This window comes from Pseudomonas sp. L13 (assembly GCF_009935965.1).
GTDB lineage: Bacteria > Pseudomonadota > Gammaproteobacteria > Pseudomonadales > Pseudomonadaceae > Aquipseudomonas > Aquipseudomonas lactis.
Genome location: NZ_QODJ01000046.1, coordinates 24,986 through 40,622 on the forward strand (window position 1 = coordinate 24,986; position 15,637 = coordinate 40,622).

General features: G+C 61.4%; 16 protein-coding genes. 5 read left to right on the plus strand and 11 right to left on the minus strand.

All coding sequences use genetic code 11. The annotated features are described in order from the left end of the window. Positions 1 to 143 precede the first annotated feature (143 nt). The 5 genes from DK871_RS20790 to arcD (DK871_RS20810) all read right to left on the minus strand — a co-directional run bounded on the left by DK871_RS20790 (position 144) and on the right by arcD (DK871_RS20810) (position 5,334). Positions 144 to 506 carry a DUF5064 family protein gene (locus DK871_RS20790; protein ID WP_161906443.1) on the minus strand — a complete coding sequence of 121 codons (363 nt, stop codon included), beginning with the start codon at positions 504 to 506 and terminating at the stop codon, positions 144 to 146. A gap of 18 nt (positions 507 to 524) precedes the next feature. Continuing rightward, positions 525 to 1,454: a carbamate kinase gene (gene arcC, locus DK871_RS20795; protein WP_161906444.1), complete on the minus strand. Its 930-nt coding sequence runs from the start codon at positions 1,452 to 1,454 to the stop codon at positions 525 to 527. Positions 1,455 to 1,602: 148 nt separating this feature from the next. Further along, positions 1,603 to 2,613, minus strand: coding sequence for an ornithine carbamoyltransferase (locus DK871_RS20800; protein ID WP_124412969.1), 1,011 nt, complete (start codon positions 2,611 to 2,613; stop codon positions 1,603 to 1,605). A 12-nt stretch (positions 2,614 to 2,625) separates the two neighbouring features. Beyond that, positions 2,626 to 3,882 carry an arginine deiminase gene (gene arcA / locus DK871_RS20805; protein WP_014719694.1) on the minus strand — a complete coding sequence of 419 codons (1,257 nt, stop codon included), beginning with the start codon at positions 3,880 to 3,882 and terminating at the stop codon, positions 2,626 to 2,628. A gap of 24 nt (positions 3,883 to 3,906) precedes the next feature. After that, positions 3,907 to 5,334, minus strand: coding sequence for an arginine-ornithine antiporter (gene arcD, locus DK871_RS20810; protein ID WP_032895542.1), 1,428 nt, complete (start codon positions 5,332 to 5,334; stop codon positions 3,907 to 3,909). A 396-nt stretch (positions 5,335 to 5,730) separates the two neighbouring features. On the opposite strand from arcD (DK871_RS20810), the gene arcD (DK871_RS20815) reads away from it, so the two are divergent. Both arcD (DK871_RS20815) and DK871_RS20820 read left to right on the plus strand, forming a co-directional pair. Further along, positions 5,731 to 7,158: an arginine-ornithine antiporter gene (arcD, locus tag DK871_RS20815; RefSeq protein ID WP_161906445.1), complete on the plus strand. Its 1,428-nt coding sequence runs from the start codon at positions 5,731 to 5,733 to the stop codon at positions 7,156 to 7,158. After that, the gene (locus DK871_RS20820) at positions 7,155 to 8,006 is read left to right on the plus strand and encodes a DNA-3-methyladenine glycosylase (protein ID WP_161906446.1); all 852 of its coding nucleotides are present in this window, start codon (positions 7,155 to 7,157) and stop codon (positions 8,004 to 8,006) included. The genes arcD (DK871_RS20815) and DK871_RS20820 overlap by 4 nt, the downstream gene beginning before the upstream one ends. Before the next feature lie 98 nt (positions 8,007 to 8,104). On the opposite strand, the gene DK871_RS20825 is transcribed toward DK871_RS20820, so the two are convergent. The 6 genes from DK871_RS20825 to DK871_RS20850 all read right to left on the minus strand — a co-directional run bounded on the left by DK871_RS20825 (position 8,105) and on the right by DK871_RS20850 (position 13,221). Continuing rightward, positions 8,105 to 9,454 carry a CoA transferase gene (locus DK871_RS20825; RefSeq protein ID WP_161906447.1) on the minus strand — a complete coding sequence of 450 codons (1,350 nt, stop codon included), beginning with the start codon at positions 9,452 to 9,454 and terminating at the stop codon, positions 8,105 to 8,107. A 37-nt stretch (positions 9,455 to 9,491) separates the two neighbouring features. After that, positions 9,492 to 10,838: a HAMP domain-containing sensor histidine kinase gene (locus tag DK871_RS20830; protein ID WP_161906448.1), complete on the minus strand. Its 1,347-nt coding sequence runs from the start codon at positions 10,836 to 10,838 to the stop codon at positions 9,492 to 9,494. Positions 10,839 to 10,903: 65 nt separating this feature from the next. After that, positions 10,904 to 11,362, minus strand: a complete 459-nt coding sequence (locus DK871_RS20835; protein WP_032895550.1) for an LTXXQ domain protein — start codon at positions 11,360 to 11,362, stop codon at positions 10,904 to 10,906. A 183-nt stretch (positions 11,363 to 11,545) separates the two neighbouring features. Next, complete coding sequence (locus DK871_RS20840) at positions 11,546 to 12,223, minus strand: response regulator transcription factor (protein ID WP_003193803.1); 678 nt, start codon at positions 12,221 to 12,223, stop codon at positions 11,546 to 11,548. Between the two features lie 100 nt (positions 12,224 to 12,323). Beyond that, a complete protein-coding gene (locus tag DK871_RS20845) occupies positions 12,324 to 12,623 on the minus strand; it encodes a YciI family protein (RefSeq protein WP_161906449.1) in 300 nt (99 codons plus the stop codon). Between the two features lies 1 nt (position 12,624). Further along, the gene (locus tag DK871_RS20850; RefSeq protein ID WP_161906450.1) at positions 12,625 to 13,221 is read right to left on the minus strand and encodes a septation protein A; all 597 of its coding nucleotides are present in this window, start codon (positions 13,219 to 13,221) and stop codon (positions 12,625 to 12,627) included. Positions 13,222 to 13,308: 87 nt separating this feature from the next. On the opposite strand from DK871_RS20850, the gene DK871_RS20855 reads away from it, so the two are divergent. The 3 genes from DK871_RS20855 (at position 13,309) to DK871_RS20865 (ending at position 15,634) form a co-directional block, all read left to right on the plus strand. Beyond that, positions 13,309 to 14,172, plus strand: coding sequence for a PHP domain-containing protein (locus DK871_RS20855; RefSeq protein WP_161906451.1), 864 nt, complete (start codon positions 13,309 to 13,311; stop codon positions 14,170 to 14,172). A 13-nt stretch (positions 14,173 to 14,185) separates the two neighbouring features. Next, on the plus strand, positions 14,186 to 14,815 hold the full coding sequence (locus DK871_RS20860) for an L-threonylcarbamoyladenylate synthase (protein ID WP_003193796.1): 630 nt from the start codon (positions 14,186 to 14,188) through the stop codon (positions 14,813 to 14,815). Positions 14,816 to 14,935: 120 nt separating this feature from the next. After that, complete coding sequence (locus DK871_RS20865) at positions 14,936 to 15,634, plus strand: ScpA family protein (protein WP_164365898.1); 699 nt, start codon at positions 14,936 to 14,938, stop codon at positions 15,632 to 15,634. Positions 15,635 to 15,637: the final 3 nt, after the last annotated feature.

The window sequence follows — 15,637 nt, forward strand, 5'->3', positions numbered from 1 at the left end:
GTGGCCAGTATGCCTTGGAGCCGGTGGAGATCAAAATGTGGGAGCTGGCTTGCCTGCGATGGCGGTGGGTCAGTCACCGAAAATAGCGTCTGACAGGTCGCTATCGCAGGCAAGCCAGCTCCCACATTCGATTGGGGGGCAGGTTATTCCAGGTGCTCGGGTTTGACCGGGTCGCCGGATTTCATACCCAACTGCTGGCGCACATCCTCGAACATCTGATCGTAATACTTGTGCTGCGAACCGACGCTGCTATGGGTCTTGGGAATGCCATACCTTTCGACAATCTTGGTCACATTGCTGGCGAAGTTGTAGGCCTGGTCCTTGGGCAGGAAAAAGGTTTCCTTCATGTCCTTGCCCTGAATGCTCCCATGCAGGGTGAACTGCATGCCTTTGCCTTCGCGCTCATCCGTGACCACTTCATAGTCCAGGCACAGGTCGTAGCTGACATCGTCCTTGTTCAGCGCGTGTCGCTCGATATGCAGGTGGCCGGGTTCAAAGATAGCCATAGGCGTTTCTCCTCAACTTCACAGGTAGGTGATGCCAGGTTTTGCCGTGCTGATGCGGGTGCCGGCGCTGCCCTGGACGATGGCTTCGATGTCCGAGAGTGAACCGATCACCGCGGTTTTGCCAGTCTGGCGGGCGAACTCGCAGGCGGCTTGGACCTTGGGGCCCATGGAGCCGGCGGCGAAGCCGAGTTTTTCCATGTCGTCCGGGTGGGCCTGGCCGATGGCCTTCTGGGTGGGCTTGCCGAAGTCGATAAAGGCGGCGTTGACGTCGGTGGCGATGACCAGCAAATCGGCCTCCAGTTGCGTGGCCAGTAAGGAGGAGCACAAATCTTTGTCGATCACCGCCTCGATGCCCTTGAGCTTGCCGTCTTCGCCATACATCGTTGGGATGCCGCCGCCACCGGCGCAGATCACGATGGCTTTTTTCTCCAGCAGCCATTTGATCGGGCGAATTTCAAAGATGCGTTTGGGACGCGGGCTGGCGACCACGCGGCGGTATTTGTCGCCGTCGGGCGCGATGGCCCAGCCTTTCTCGGCGGCGAGTTTCTCGGCTTCGGCTTTGGCATACACCGGGCCGATGGGCTTGGTGGGGTTCTGGAAGGCCGGGTCCTTGGCGTCTACTTCCACTTGGGTGAGCAGGGTGGCGAATGGCACTTCGAAGTCCAGCAGGTTGCCCAGTTCCTGTTCGATGATGTAGCCGATCATGCCCTCGGTCTCGGCGCCCAGCACGTCCAGCGGGTAAGGCGAGACGCTGGTGTAGGCCGCCGCCTGCAATGACAGCAGGCCCACTTGCGGGCCATTGCCGTGGGCAATCACCAGTTCGTTGCCGGGGTGGATCTTGGCGATCTGTTCGGTGGCGATACGGATGTTGGCCCGTTGATTGTCTGCGGTCATGGGTTCACCACGACGCAGGAGGGCGTTGCCGCCCAGGGCTACGACGATGCGCATAATGCAATCCTTCTAGAGCTCGCAATCCGGTGTAGGAGCGAGCTTGCTCGCGAAGGCGGTCAACGATAACGCGCCCATTCTGGATGAACGCGGTGCCCTTGAGTTTTTCGCGAGCAAGCTCGCTCCTACAGTGGGATCGCGGCAGGGTTTAGATATCTGCCAACGCCGACACCAGGATCGCCTTGATGGTATGCATGCGGTTTTCCGCCTGCTCGAAGGCGATATTGGCCGGCGACTCGAACACCTCTTCGGTCACTTCCACACCGTTGGCCAGGTGCGGATAGCGCGCTGCGATGTCCTTGCCGACCTTGGTTTCACTGTTGTGGAACGCCGGCAGGCAATGCATGAATTTCACCCGAGGGTTGCCCGAGGCTTTCATCATCTTGGCGTTGACCTGGTACGGCAGCAGTTGCTCGATGCGCTCGTCCCACGCTTCCACCGGTTCGCCCATGGACACCCAGATATCGGTGTGGATGAAGTCCACGCCCTTCACGGCCTCTGCAGGGTCTTCGGTGATGGTGATGCGTGCGCCGCTTTCCTCGGCAAAGGCCTGGCACTGCTTGATGAAATCTTCATGGGGCCACAGTGCTTTCGGCGCGCCGATGCGCACGTCCATGCCGAGCTTGGCGCCGATCATCAGCAGCGAGTTGCCCATGTTGTAGCGGGCGTCCCCGAGATAGGCGTAGCTGATGTCATGCAGCGGCTTGTCGCTGTGTTCGCGCATGGTCAGGGTGTCGGCGATCATCTGGGTTGGGTGGAATTCAGCGGTGAGGCCGTTGAACACCGGCACACCGGCGAACTTGGCCAGTTCTTCGACGATTTCCTGTTCAAAGCCACGGTACTCGATGGCATCGAACATCCGGCCCAATACGCGGGCGGTGTCTTTCATGCTTTCTTTGTGGCCGATCTGCGACGACACCGGGTCGATATAGGTGACGTGGGCGCCTTGGTCATGGGCCGCGACTTCAAAGGCACAACGGGTGCGGGTCGAGGTTTTTTCGAAGATCAGCGCGATGTTCTTGCCCTGTAAGTGCGGACGCTCGGTGCCGGTGTATTTGGCGCGCTTGAGGTCGCGGGACAGGTCCAGCAGGTAATGCAGCTCGCGAGTGGTGTGGTGCATCAGCGACAGCAGGCTGCGGTTGCGCATATTGAAAGCCATGATGGAATCTCCTTAATAGTCGATAGGGTCGCGGATGATCGGGCAGGTCATGCAGTGGCCGCCGCCACGGCCGCGGCCGAGTTCACCGGCGCTGATGGTGATGACTTCCACACCGGCCTTGCGCAGCAAGGTGTTGGTGTAGGTGTTGCGGTCGTAGCCAATCACCACGCCCGGTTCCACGGCCACCACGTTGTTGCCGTCATCCCATTGCTCGCGTTCGGCGGCGAAGCTGTTGCCGCCGGTCTCGACCACGCGCAGGGCCTTGAGGTTGAGCGCTGCAGCCACGGTTTCGAGGAAGTTGGTTTTCTCGCGCTGGATATCGATGCCGTGGGGCTTGCTCTCGTCAGGGCGCAGGGTGAACGGCACGATCTGGTTGACCACTTCGGGGAAGACGGTGACCAGGTCGCGGTCGCAGAAGCTGAACACGGTGTCCAGGTGCATCGCCGCGCGGGATTTGGGCAGGCCGGCAACGATGACGCGCTCCACGGCTTTGTTCTGGAACAGGTTGCGCGCCAGTTGGCCGATGGCTTGGTGAGATGAGCGTTCGCCCATGCCGATCAACACCACGCCGTTGCCAATCGGCATCACGTCGCCGCCTTCGAGCGTCGCGGCGCCATGTTCCTGGTCGGGGTCGCCGTACCAGATCTGGAAGTCCGCGTTGGTGAACTCGGGGTGGAATTTATAGATAGCGCTGGTCAGCAGGGTTTCCTGACGTCGCGCCGGCCAGTACATCGGGTTGAGCGTCACGCCGCCGTAGATCCAGCAGGTGGTGTCGCGGGTGAACTGGGTGTTGGGCAGCGGCGGCAGGATGAAACTGGCGTGGCCGAGAAAATCGCGGAACATCTCGATGGTCTTGCCACCGAAGCTGCTCGGCAGGTCGTCGGCCGACACGCCGCCAATCAGGTACTCGCTGATTTTGCGCGGCTCCAGGCTGCGCAGCCACGAGCCGACTTCATCGACCAGCCCCAGGCCGACCGTGTTGGCGGTGATCTTGCGCTCCAGGATCCAGTCCAGCGCTTCGGGGTTGGCGACGATGTCGGTGAGCAGGTTGTGCATTTCCAGCACATCAATGTCCCGCTCGCGCATCTTGGTGACGAAGTCGAAGTGGTCGCGCTTGGCCTGGGCCACCCACAGCACGTCATCGAACAGCAGCTCGTCGCAGTTGTTGGGGGTCAGCCGCTGGTGGGCCAAACCTGGGGAACACACCATGACTTTGCGCAGTTTGCCGGCTTCGGAATGTACGCCGTACTTCACTTTTTCCGTGGTCATTACAGATCCTCCAGTGAACAACAATTACAGGGTCAGGAAGCCGTCGTAGAGCCCATAGGCCGCCACCAGGGCGCCAATGACCACTGCGGCGAAAATCAGCTTCTCGACGGGGGTGAAAATCGGTTTGCCCAGTTCACGCTTGGCCTTGGCGAACAGGATCGCGCCGGGGGCGTAGAGCAGGGCGGAGAGCAGCAGGTATTTGGTGCCGCCGGCATACAGCAGCCAGATCGCATAGATCAGGGCGATGGCGCCGATGAACAGGTCTTTCTTGCGCTCTTTGAGGGCGTTCTCGTAGGTCTCGCCGCGCACCGCCAGCAGCAGGGCGTAGGCCGCCGACCACAGGTAAGGCACCAGGATCATCGAGGTGGCGAGGTAGATCAGCGACAGGTAAGTGCTGGCGGAAAACAGCGTGATCACCAAGAATATCTGCACCATTGCGTTGGTCAGCCACAGTGCGTTGACCGGCACATGGTTGGCGTTTTCCTTGCGCAGGAACTCGGGCATGGTGTGATCTTTGGCGGCGGCGAACATGATCTCCGCACACAGCAGCACCCAGGACAGCAGCGCGCCGAGCAGGGAGATGATCAAGCCCACGCTGATCAGCACCGCGCCCCAGTGGCCCACCACATGCTCCAGCACGGCGGCCATCGACGGGTTCTGCAGCTTTGCCAGTTCCGGTTGGGTCATGATCCCCAGGGACAGCACGTTCACCAGCATCAGGAACAGCAGCACGGTAATAAAGCCGATCACGGTGGCTTTGCCCACGTCGCTGCGTTTTTCGGCACGGGACGAGAAGATGCTCGCGCCTTCGATGCCGATAAACACCCACACGGTGACCAGCATCATGTTGCGCACCTGGTTCATCACACTGCCCAGGTCAGGGTTTTTCACGCCCCAGATGTCAGCGGTGAAGATGTCCAGCTTGAACGCGAACAGCGCGATGAGCACGAACAGCAGCAGCGGCACCACCTTGGCGACGGTGGTCACCAGGTTGATGAACGCCGCTTCCTTGATCCCGCGCAGTACCAGAAAATGCACGGCCCACAACAGCACTGACGCAGCGATCACCGCCGTCGGGGTGTTGCCCTCGCCAAACACCGGGAAGAAGTAGCCCAGGGTGCTGAACAGCAAGACGAAGTAGCCGACGTTGCCCAGCCAGGCGCTGATCCAGTAACCCCAGGCGGATGAAAAGCCCATGTAGTCGCCGAAACCGGCCTTGGCGTAGGCGTATACCCCGCCGTCGAGGTCGGGCTTGCGGTTGGCGAGGGTCTGGAACACGAAGGCGAGGGTCAACATGCCGATGGCAGTAATCACCCAGCCAATCAACACCGCACCGACATCGGCGCTGGCGGCCATGTTTTGCGGCAATGAAAAGATGCCGCCGCCAATCATCGAACCGACGACAAGTGCGACCAGGGCGCCTAATCGAAGTTTTCCGGGAGTTTCAGACATTGCGTGACTCCAATGCAGGAGAAGAGAGACCACAGAATAATTCCGTGCGCTAATCAAACAGCTGACTCAGATCACTTCATTGGCACATTCCATTGTGAATTAACGACTTAGGGTTAGGTTTTGCGGGCGAAAAAGTCCCGCAAAGGCGCTTTCTAGAGCGCTATCTGCTTTGTGGTTAATCATTTGGTCGAGGGCATGGGTGTTGACGCTAGTTCTTATTTGCGAATGTGCAACTTTTTTGTACGTTGTTTGACTATCGCTTCATAATTGACGTATTTAAATTCTAAATAAGCCTAAACTTCGCGCCTTTACATATCCTTATGTTATGACAGCGTCATTAATTTGAATTACTTGTGTGCGCAGTTGTCGCCCAACCGTTTATTTTGAGGAGCCTGCATGTCCCAACCTGCCCAGAAACTTCGGCTCAGTGCCCTGATCGCCCTGGTGGTGGGCTCGATGATTGGCGGCGGCATCTTTTCATTGCCGCAGAACATGGCGGCCCGTGCCGAGGTGGGCGCCATACTGATCGGCTGGGCAATCACCGCTATCGGCATGCTGACCCTGGCCTTTGTGTTCCAGACGTTGGCGAACCGTAAGCCCGAACTGGATTCCGGGGTGTATGCGTATGCCAAGGCGGGGTTCGGCGACTACATGGGCTTTTCATCCGCCTGGGGTTACTGGATCAGTGCGTGGATGGGCAACGTCGGTTATTTCGTCTTGCTGTTCAGCACCCTCGGCTACTTTTTCCCGGCGTTCGGCCAGGGCAATACACCGCTCGCCATCGGCTGCGCGTCGCTGTTGCTGTGGGCCGTACATTTTCTGGTGATGCGCGGGATCAAAGAGGCAGCGTTCATCAATCAGGTGACGACGGTGGCGAAGATCGTGCCGCTGCTGATGTTTATCGTGATCGCCGGCGTTGCGTTCAAGGCGGATATTTTTACTCGCGATATCTGGGGCCTGGGTAACCCGCAGATGGGCAGCGTGGTCGAGCAGGTGCGCCACATGATGCTGGTCACGGTGTTTGTCTTTATCGGCATCGAAGGCGCCAGTGTGTACTCGGCACGGGCACAGAAACGTTCGGACGTGGGGCGCGCCACGGTGATTGGTTTCGTGGGCGTGCTGGCCTTGCTGGTGCTGGTGAATGTGCTGTCTCTGGGCATCATGAGCCAGCCGGAACTGGCGCAATTACAGAACCCCTCCCTGGCGGGGGTGTTGGAGCATATCGTCGGGCCTTGGGGCGCGGTATTGATCAGCCTCGGCCTGGCGGTTTCGTTGCTCGGGGCGTTGCTCTCCTGGGCGCTGCTGTGCGCGGAAATCCTCTATGCCACCGCTCAGGACAAGACCATGCCGGCCTTCCTGAAGAAGGAAAACGCCAATCAGGTGCCGGTCAATGCCTTATGGCTGACCAACGTGATGATCCAGGCATTCCTGGTGATCACGCTGTTTTCCGCCAGCACCTACACCACCCTGATCTACCTGGCGTCGTCGATGATCCTGGTGCCTTATTTGTGGTCGGCGGCCTATGCGGTGCTGCTGAGCGCGCGCGGCGAAACCTATGCCGGCTGGCAGCGCCGCCGTATGAAAGATCTGCTGGTGGGGCTGATTGCTCTCGGCTACGCGATTTGGTTGCTGTATGCGGGGGGCTTGAAATACCTGCTGCTGTCGGCGCTGCTGTACGCGCCGGGTGTAATCCTGTTTGCCCTGGCCAAGCGCGAGCAGGGCCAACCCTTGTTTACCACCGTGGAAAAAGGCATTTTCGGCGGCGTGATCGCGGGCGCCGGGTTGGCCGCGTATGGGCTGTATAGCGGGGTATTGTCACTGTGAGATTAGCGTATCTACCGCCCTACGACTGGGCGGCGATGGTGGGGTTTTTATCGGCGCGGGCGATTACCGGGTTGGAAACCGTGGTCGCCGGTGTGTATCGACGCAGCATCAGTGTGGCGGGGCGACATGGCTGGGTCAGCGTCGAACCGGGGGCGGGGGATTGGCTGGAGGTGACGGTCGACTTTCCCGAGCCTGGCGCCATGCCTGAGATCGAGCGGCGCTTGCGCAGGATGTTTGATCTGGATGCTGAGCCTGAGGTAATCAACGCGCAATTGGCGCAGGACCCCCTGATGGCGCAACTGGTTGCGGCCCGTCCTGGCCTGCGGTTGCCTGGCACCTGGGATGGGTTGGAATTGGCGATTCGTGCAGTGCTGGGCCAGCAGATCACCGTGGTGGCGGCGATTCGTCTGGCGGGCAAGTTGGTGACGCAGTATGGCCGGGCGCTGCAAACCCCGCACGCGGGTATCACCCACCTGTTTCCGACACCTGAAGTGCTGGCGGCGGCGGACCTGGCCACCCTGGGCATGCCCAAGGCGCGGGGGCGTACCTTGTCCGGTGTGGCTCAGGCGCTGTTGGATGATCCTCAGCTTTTCGAACCCAAGGCCAGCCTCAAGGACGGCGTTGCACGGTTAGTGGCGTTGCCGGGGATCGGAGAGTGGACCGCGCAGTACATCGCCATGCGCCAGTTGCGCGAGGTGGATGCATTTGCGTCGGGGGATATCGGGCTGATCAATGCTTTGGCAGCCTTGGAAGGTGGGCCGGTGTCGGCGCGGCAGTTATTGGCGCGGGCCGAGGCGTGGCGGCCGTTGAGGGCGTATGCGGCGCAGCATTTGTGGACAACTCTGTAGGAGCGAGCTTGCTCGCGAAAAACCTGAGAACGCCGCTGTGTATCAGGTTTCCCGCGTTATCGTTGGAGACCTTCGCGAGCAAGCTCGCTCCTACAGGATTACCATTGCGGCCGGTGCGAGCCCAGTTCCACCGCCGGCAAATCCCACTGCAACGGCGTGCCACTGATGCTCAGCGGCGCCAGTAGCCGATGGGCCTGGCCCCAGGCTGTCTGCTCCACCACCAGGCCTTGGTCATTGATATCCTCCTCACGCAATGCCGCTTGCTGTGGCACTGGCCCGGCCTCTACCAGTAACTTCGCCGTGCGCGCCAACGACAAACGCGCAGACCCGCCGCGTCCGGACTCCAGCCGCTCGGTCAATGCCCGGATCGCACTGGCGGCCATCAAGTAGCCGGTGGCGTGATCCAGGGCCTGCACCGGTAGCGGCAGTGGCTTATCCGCTTGTTTCCAGGCCATGCCGGCTTCGGCAATCCCGCTGCTCATCTGCACCAGGCTGTCAAAGCCACGACGATTACGCCATGGGCCGCTCCAGCCGTAGGCGTTGAGGCTGACGTCGATCAGGCCGGGGGCGATGTGTTGCCGTTCGCCAAGGGTATAACCCAGTTGTTCCAGGGCATCGGCGCGGTAACCGTGGAACAGAATGTCGGCGTCCTTGAGCAACGCTTCGAACACCTGTCGGCCTTCCTGGCTCTTTAGGTCAAGGCGGGCGCAGCGTTTGCCCAGGGTCATTTCCGGGACCACGCCGGGTTCGTTCCAGCTCGGCGAGTCGATGCGCAGTACATCGGCGCCCAAGCCTGCGAGGAAACGACTGGCCACCGGGCCGGCTAGCACCCGGGTCAAATCCAGCACCTTGATGCCGGCCAGTGGGCGAGCGGCTGAGCCGAGCCAGGGTTTGTCGATGCCGGGTGCGAAGACCTGGCGCTGAATCAACGCCTCGGCGTTCACTGCCAAGCCCTGGGGATGCTGCTGCCAGGCTTGCCAGCTACGCATCTGCGCCGCACAACCGCCCGCATCCACAATCGCCTGTTCCAGTTCGGCGGCTTTCCAGGTCGCGACTCTACTTGCCATTGCTGCGCGATCAGCGGCAGGTCCCAATACCCGCTCGGCCGCTGCGCGATGATGGGGCGCGTTGGTGTGCAAGCGAATCCAGCCATCGACGCTGGCGTAATCCCCGGCCACTGGGTCCCACAAAGGCGGCACTTGCCAACCCGCGGGGCGAATCGACGAGGAGAACCACAACGAGGCCAGGCGCCGATCCACGCTGACGCTGGGCAGGCGCCCGGTTTGTTGCTCAATCAACTGGGCGACGGCCTGGCCGGCAGCGCCGATGCTGGCAGCCGCCAGGTCAGTGACGGCGAAGGTCGAGGGCAAGGCGCCGGCCTGGGTCTGGGGCAATGGGGCGTGCGGTAAAGCGAGCGCGGCTTGGATGGGAGTCAGCAGGTCAGTCATCAAAGGCCCTCCGTAAGAGAAGGGCCACTATAGAAGATCATCCCACTGGTGTGGCAACCCCAGGGATCAAGGGCAGTTCGATGCTGGCGATAAAACCGCCCTCGGGATGGTTGGCCAGGATCAGGTTGCCGCCATGGCGCTCGGCGGCGCGACGGGCGATGGCCAGGCCCAGGCCATGGCCTTGGGCGGTTTGGCCGGGCGCACGGTAGAACGGCTCGCCCAATTGGCTCAGGTGCTCGGCTTCAACGCCGGGGCCATGGTCGCGCACGCTGATCAGAATGCGCCCGCCTTGATGCTGGGCCTGCAATTCAATCGGCTCGCCCACCGGGTTGAAGCGCTGGGCATTGCGCAGCAGGTTGTCCACGGCGCGTTCGATCATGGTCGGCCAGCCTTTGAGCTGCAAATCATTGGCAGTCGTCAGTTGCACCACTTGCTCGGGGGCACTGAGTTGGGCGTCCTTTTGCAGCGTTTTAAGCAACGGGTTGAGGTCGATGTCTTCGGCGCTGGCGTTGTCGGCGTCGACCCGTGCCAATACCAAGATCTCGCTGATCAAGGCTTCCAGGCGATCGCATTCGCGGGTCAGGCGTGGCCAGAGTTTTTCCCGTTCTTCGGGGCTGGCGCGCTCGGCCAGGGCCAGGGCGATACGCAAGCGCGCCAGGGGTGAGCGCAGTTCGTGGGAGACGTCACGCAGCAACTGGCGCTGGCTGCCGATCAGGCTTTGCAGGCGTGCGCCCATGCGGTTGAAGTCGTTGGCCAGCACGCCAAACTCGTCGCGCCGATTGGCCAGTTGCGCCAGGCTGTTCTGTTGATAGGTGGTTTGCCCCAGGTCATGCACCGCGCCGCGCAGACGGCTGAGCGGGCGGGTAATGGACAAGGTCACCAGCAGGCTGAACAGGGTCAGCACCACCAGGGTAATCGCCAATGCACTGAGGGGCCACAGCAGGCTGCTGCGGTGCCAGGCGTCCAGCTCCGGGTGAGGAATACGGTAGATCAGCAGATAGGTATCGCCGGTTTTGGCGCTGGTGTACTCGGCGGTCAGGCGCCGCCAGGGCAGACGGCCGTCCTGGCTGTCGTTCTGGCGGGCTTCGAAGGCGGCGGCGCGGCGCGGGAAGGTGCCGCGCACCACCGGGTCGCCGCTTTCGTTAAGCACTTGCACGTCGATGTGGTACTGGCGTTTGCGCTGCTGCAACAAGTCCTGGGCAGCGTCTTCACCCTGGGTTTCGTAGAGCTGCGTCCACTCCTGGGCCAGGTTGTTGAGCCCAGGGTGGCGGCTGAGAATCCAGGCGTCCTGGTTGAGCATGTGCCCAAGCAGGATCGATAACCCGGCAACCAGGGCGATGGCCAGCCAGAAACTCGCCAGGATACGCCAGAACAATGAACGCACAGGAAACCCTCAAACAGGAAAAGCCCAGCGGCGCGAACCACTGGGCTGGGGATGAAGCTAGGCCATTATTGCGCTTTTTGCGCTTGCTGGGCTTTCCAGGCCTGGAACTCTTTCCATTCGGCGCGGCGCTCGGCTTGCTTCTTGACGATATCGTCGTACTTCTTCTGCTGGTCGGGCTTGAGCACGGCACGGATATCGGCCTGGGTTTTCTGCTTGCCGGCGGCGATTTCGTCCTGCATGGCCTTCTGGTCAGCGGCCGGAAGTTTGTCCAGGTACTTTTGGGTCAGGTCTTTGCGGGCGTGCCATTGGTCACCCATCAGCTTGCGGATCTGCTCACGCTGTTCCTTGCTCAAGTCCAGCTGGCTGAACGGGCCGCCTTTGCCACGCGGGCCGTGTTCACCGTGGCCTGGGCCACCCATCATGCGGCTTTCAGGGCCACCCATCGGGCCTGGGCCTTCCGGCATTGCCATGGCAACGGTGGGCAGGGCAGTGGCGAACATCAAAGCGATAAGGGTCTTGCGCATGGTGATTCTCCTGTCTCTATTCCGGTGAGTCCGGATGTGAGTAGGTTACGCAGAGCAAGGTCAGCCGCCGTCAGGAGAGGGTAAAGATTTGGTAAGGGGCGGCGGCAGCTACAAGTTTTTAGCTGCAAGCGGCAAGTAACAGCTTTTCACTTGCCGCTTGTAGCTTGCCACTTATAGCTGCCTCTAAAGGCTGTAATAGTAACCACGACTACGCAACGCCACGATCCGTGGCCGGCCATCGGGGTGTGGGCCGATCTTTTTGCGCAGGTTGCTGACGTGCATGTCCAGGCTGCGGTCATACAGGGTCAGCTTGCGGCCCAGGGCGATCTGCGCCAGTTCCTGTTTGTCCAGGGGCTCGCCGGGTTGGCGCAGCAGGGCTTCGAGCAGGCGGCTTTCGGAGACGGTGAGGGCGAACTCCTGTTCATCGATGCTGACCACGCCGCGCACCGGGCTGAAGCACAGGTCGCCCAGTTCCAGCTGGGTGGACACCGCGGCTGGGTGGCTGCGGCGTAATACGGCGCGCAGGCGCGCCGTCAGCTCACGCGGGTCGCAGGGCTTGGCCAAATAGTCGTCGGCGCCCAGTTCCAGGCCGAGGATGCGGTCCAGGGGTTCGCCCCGGGCCGAGAGCATCAGCACCGGCAGCTCCGGGTGGTCGTTGCGCAATTGCTTGAGCAGCTCCAGGCCGCTGCCATCGGGCAACATCACGTCGAGCACCACGGCCGCCGGCGCACTGTCGGCCAAGGCTTTACGGGCGCTCAAGCCGTCGTGGCAGGCGCGCACCTGGAAACCTTCCTGGCTCAGCCAACTGGTCAGCAGCTCACAGAGCTCCTGGTCATCATCTATCAGTAACAGCTCGCTCATGACTCACTCAATTTAGCCATTGTCGGCGGCGAAGGCCCCACCGGTGACGCCGTGAGCCATTAGGAGTACGCCGAAACAATTAGGTTCGACGCAGCCGGGCTCAAGGCAAGACTTGCTTGAACGGCTTGATCACTACACCGGCGTAGACACCTGCTGCAACGTAAGGGTCTGCCTTGGCCCAGGCCTCGGCATCGGCCAGGGAAGCGAACTCGGCCACGATCAGGCTTCCGGTGAAACCGGCGTCGCCCGGGTCATTGCTGTCGACGGCCGGGTGCGGGCCGGCCAGTACGATGCGGCCTTCGGCTTGCAGCTGTTTGAGGCGCTCGACGTGGGCCGGGCGTACGCTCAGGCGTTTTTCCAGGGAGTTGGCAACGTCGGTAGCAATGATGGCGTAGAGCATGTCAGTCCTCGGTTTTTGGTGTGGTAGCTGCGGTGTCATGCAGGTGGCGCGACAGGTAGATACCCTGGCCGATCAAAAACAATACGGTCATGCCCAGGCTGCCGAACACTTTGAAGTCGACCCAGTAGTCCTGGAAGGTAAACGCCACGAACAGGTTGGCGGCGCCGCAGAACAGGAAAAACACGATCCAGGCCACGTTCAGGCGTACCCACACCGGCTCCGGCAAGGTCAGTGCATGGCCCATGATCCGCTTGATCAGCAGGCGGTCACCAATGAAGTGGCTGCCGATGAACACCAGGGCGAACAGCCAGTTCACCACCGGGGCTTTCCATTTAAGGAAGGTTTCGCTGTGGAAGGCCAGGGTCAGGCCGCCGAATACCAGGCAGGCAATAAGCGTGAGCCATTGGCTTTTTTCCAGCTTGCGCTGGGAGATGAAGATGGCGCCGTAGACCACGATGGAGCTGACGATCAGTACGGCGGTGGCGCTGTAGATGCCCCCGAACGACAGCGGGTGGCCGGCGATTTCGATGACCCTGGGGTCGAGTTTGGTAACGATGAAAAACAGCAACAGCGGGATGAAGTCGATGAATTGTTTCACAGTAAGAGCCAGAAGCTGGATGTGGCGGCATAATAACAAACATCCTTGGTTGCGATAGCGCCAGCTGACTTGAGGTTACACACTCCCGTGAATGTTGATTTGCACTGCCACAGCACGGCCTCCGACGGCGCCCTGGCGCCCGCGGTACTGGTTGCGCGTGCGTTTGAAAAAGGCGTGCGAGTTTTGGCATTGACCGACCACGACACCCTCGAAGGCCTCGATGAAGCCCGCCAGGCCGCGCAGTCCCTGGGCATGCAGCTGGTCAATGGCGTGGAATTGTCCTGCACCTGGGGCGGCGCCACCATCCATGTGCTGGGCTACGGTTTTGATCAAAAGGCCCCGCCCCTGGTGGCGGCGATTGCCCAATTGCACGATGGCCGCTGGCTGCGGTCCGAAGAAATAAGCCGCAAGCTCAGCCTTAAAGGCATGCCGGGTGCCTTAGGCGGCGCCCGTGCCATCCAGCAAGCGCTGGGCGACAGCGGCAACGCACCGGCCCGTCCGCACTTTGCCGACTGGATGGTGCGTGAGGGCTATGTGAAGGATCGCGCCGAAGCCTTTCGCAAATGGCTGGGCGCCGGCAAGTTGGGCGATGTGAAGCTGCACTGGCCGACCCTGGAAGACACCGTCCAGACCCTGCGGGCCTCCGGGGCCTGGGTCAGCCTGGCGCATCCCTGGCATTACGATTTCACCCGCAGCAAGCGCCGCAAGCTGATCAGCGACTATATTGGAGCGGGTGGTCACGCCATCGAGGTGGTGAACGGGCATCAACCCGCCGAACAGGTTGGCAGCCTGGCGATCCTTGCCCGCGAATTTGGTCTGCTGGTCAGTGCCGGCAGTGACTTTCATGGCCCAGGCGGCTGGTCCGAGATTGGCGAGTATCGCCAGGTCCCGGAAGATCTGCCGCTGTTGTGGGGGCGATTCAAGCATGACCCCATTATTGCCACCGTCTGAACAGGTAGAGTACGTGAGCCAATTCTTCCAGATTCATCCGGAAAACCCTCAGGCGCGCCTGATCAAGCAGGCCGTGGAGATCATCCGTGCCGGCGGGGTAGTGATCTACCCGACGGATTCTTCCTATGCCATTGGCTGCCAGATCGGCGACAAGGGCGCAGTCGAGCGGGTAAGACGCTTGCGCCAGCTGGACGACAAGCACAACTTTGCGCTGATCTGCAGCGACTTGTCCCAGCTCGGGCTGTTCGCCAAGGTCGACACTGGTACCTTCCGCCTGCTCAAGGCCCACACGCCGGGGCCCTACACCTTCATCCTCAACGCCACCCGCGAAGTGCCGCGCCTGTTGCTGCACCCGAAAAAACGCACCATCGGCCTGCGCGTGCCGGAACACCCGATCGCGCTGGCGCTGCTGGCCGAGTTGGGCGAACCGCTGATGAGCGTGTCGTTGATCCTGCCCGGCGAAACCGAGCCGTTGTACGACCCTTATGAAATGCGCCGTTTGCTGGAGAAACACGTCGACCTGATCATCGACGGCGGCTACGGCGGCAACAAGGCCTCCACGGTGATCAACCTGGCCGACGGCGAGCCAGAAGTGGTGCGTGTGGGTTGTGGTGACCCGGCTCCGTTCATGGTCGAGGCCTGAATGTCGGCCGTGGAAACCGCTGATCCCCAGGCCGGCGCCCAGCAGGAACTGCCGTTTGCCATGGTGTACGGCCAGGCGGTCATGGAAATGCCCCTGGACCTGTACATCCCGCCAGACGCCCTGGAGGTGTTCCTTGAAGCCTTCGAAGGCCCGCTGGACTTGCTGCTGTACCTGATCCGCAAGCAGAACATCAATATTCTCGACATCCCGGTGGCGGAAATCACCCGCCAGTACATGGGCTATGTCGAGCTGATGCAGTCGGTGCGCCTGGAACTGGCCGCCGAGTACCTGGTGATGGCGGCCATGCTCGCCGAGATCAAGTCGCGCATGCTGCTGCCGCGCTCGGAGACGGTGGAGGCCGAAGAGGATGACCCACGCGCTGAGCTGATCCGCCGCCTGCAAGAGTACGAACGCTTCAAGGCTGCCGCCGAAGGCATCGATGGCCTGAGCCGTGTGGGCCGTGATGTGGTGGTGCCCAAGCTCGACGCCCCCGAGGCGCGCGCGCGCAAGTTGCTGCCGGACGTGAGCCTGGAAGAATTGCTGATGTCCATGGCCGAAGTACTGCGCCGTGGCGATATGTTTGAGAGCCACCAGGTCAGCCGTGAAGCGCTGTCCACCCGCGAGCGCATGAGCGATGTGCTGGAGCGCCTCAAGGGCGGTGGGTTTGTGCCCTTTGTCGAGTTGTTCACCGCCGAAGAAGGGCGCCTGGGCGTGGTGGTGACCTTTATGGCGATCCTTGAGCTGGTCAAGGAGTCCTTGGTCGAGCTGGTGCAGAATGAGCCTTTTGCGGCTATCCACGTGCGGGCGCGAGCCGAATAACGA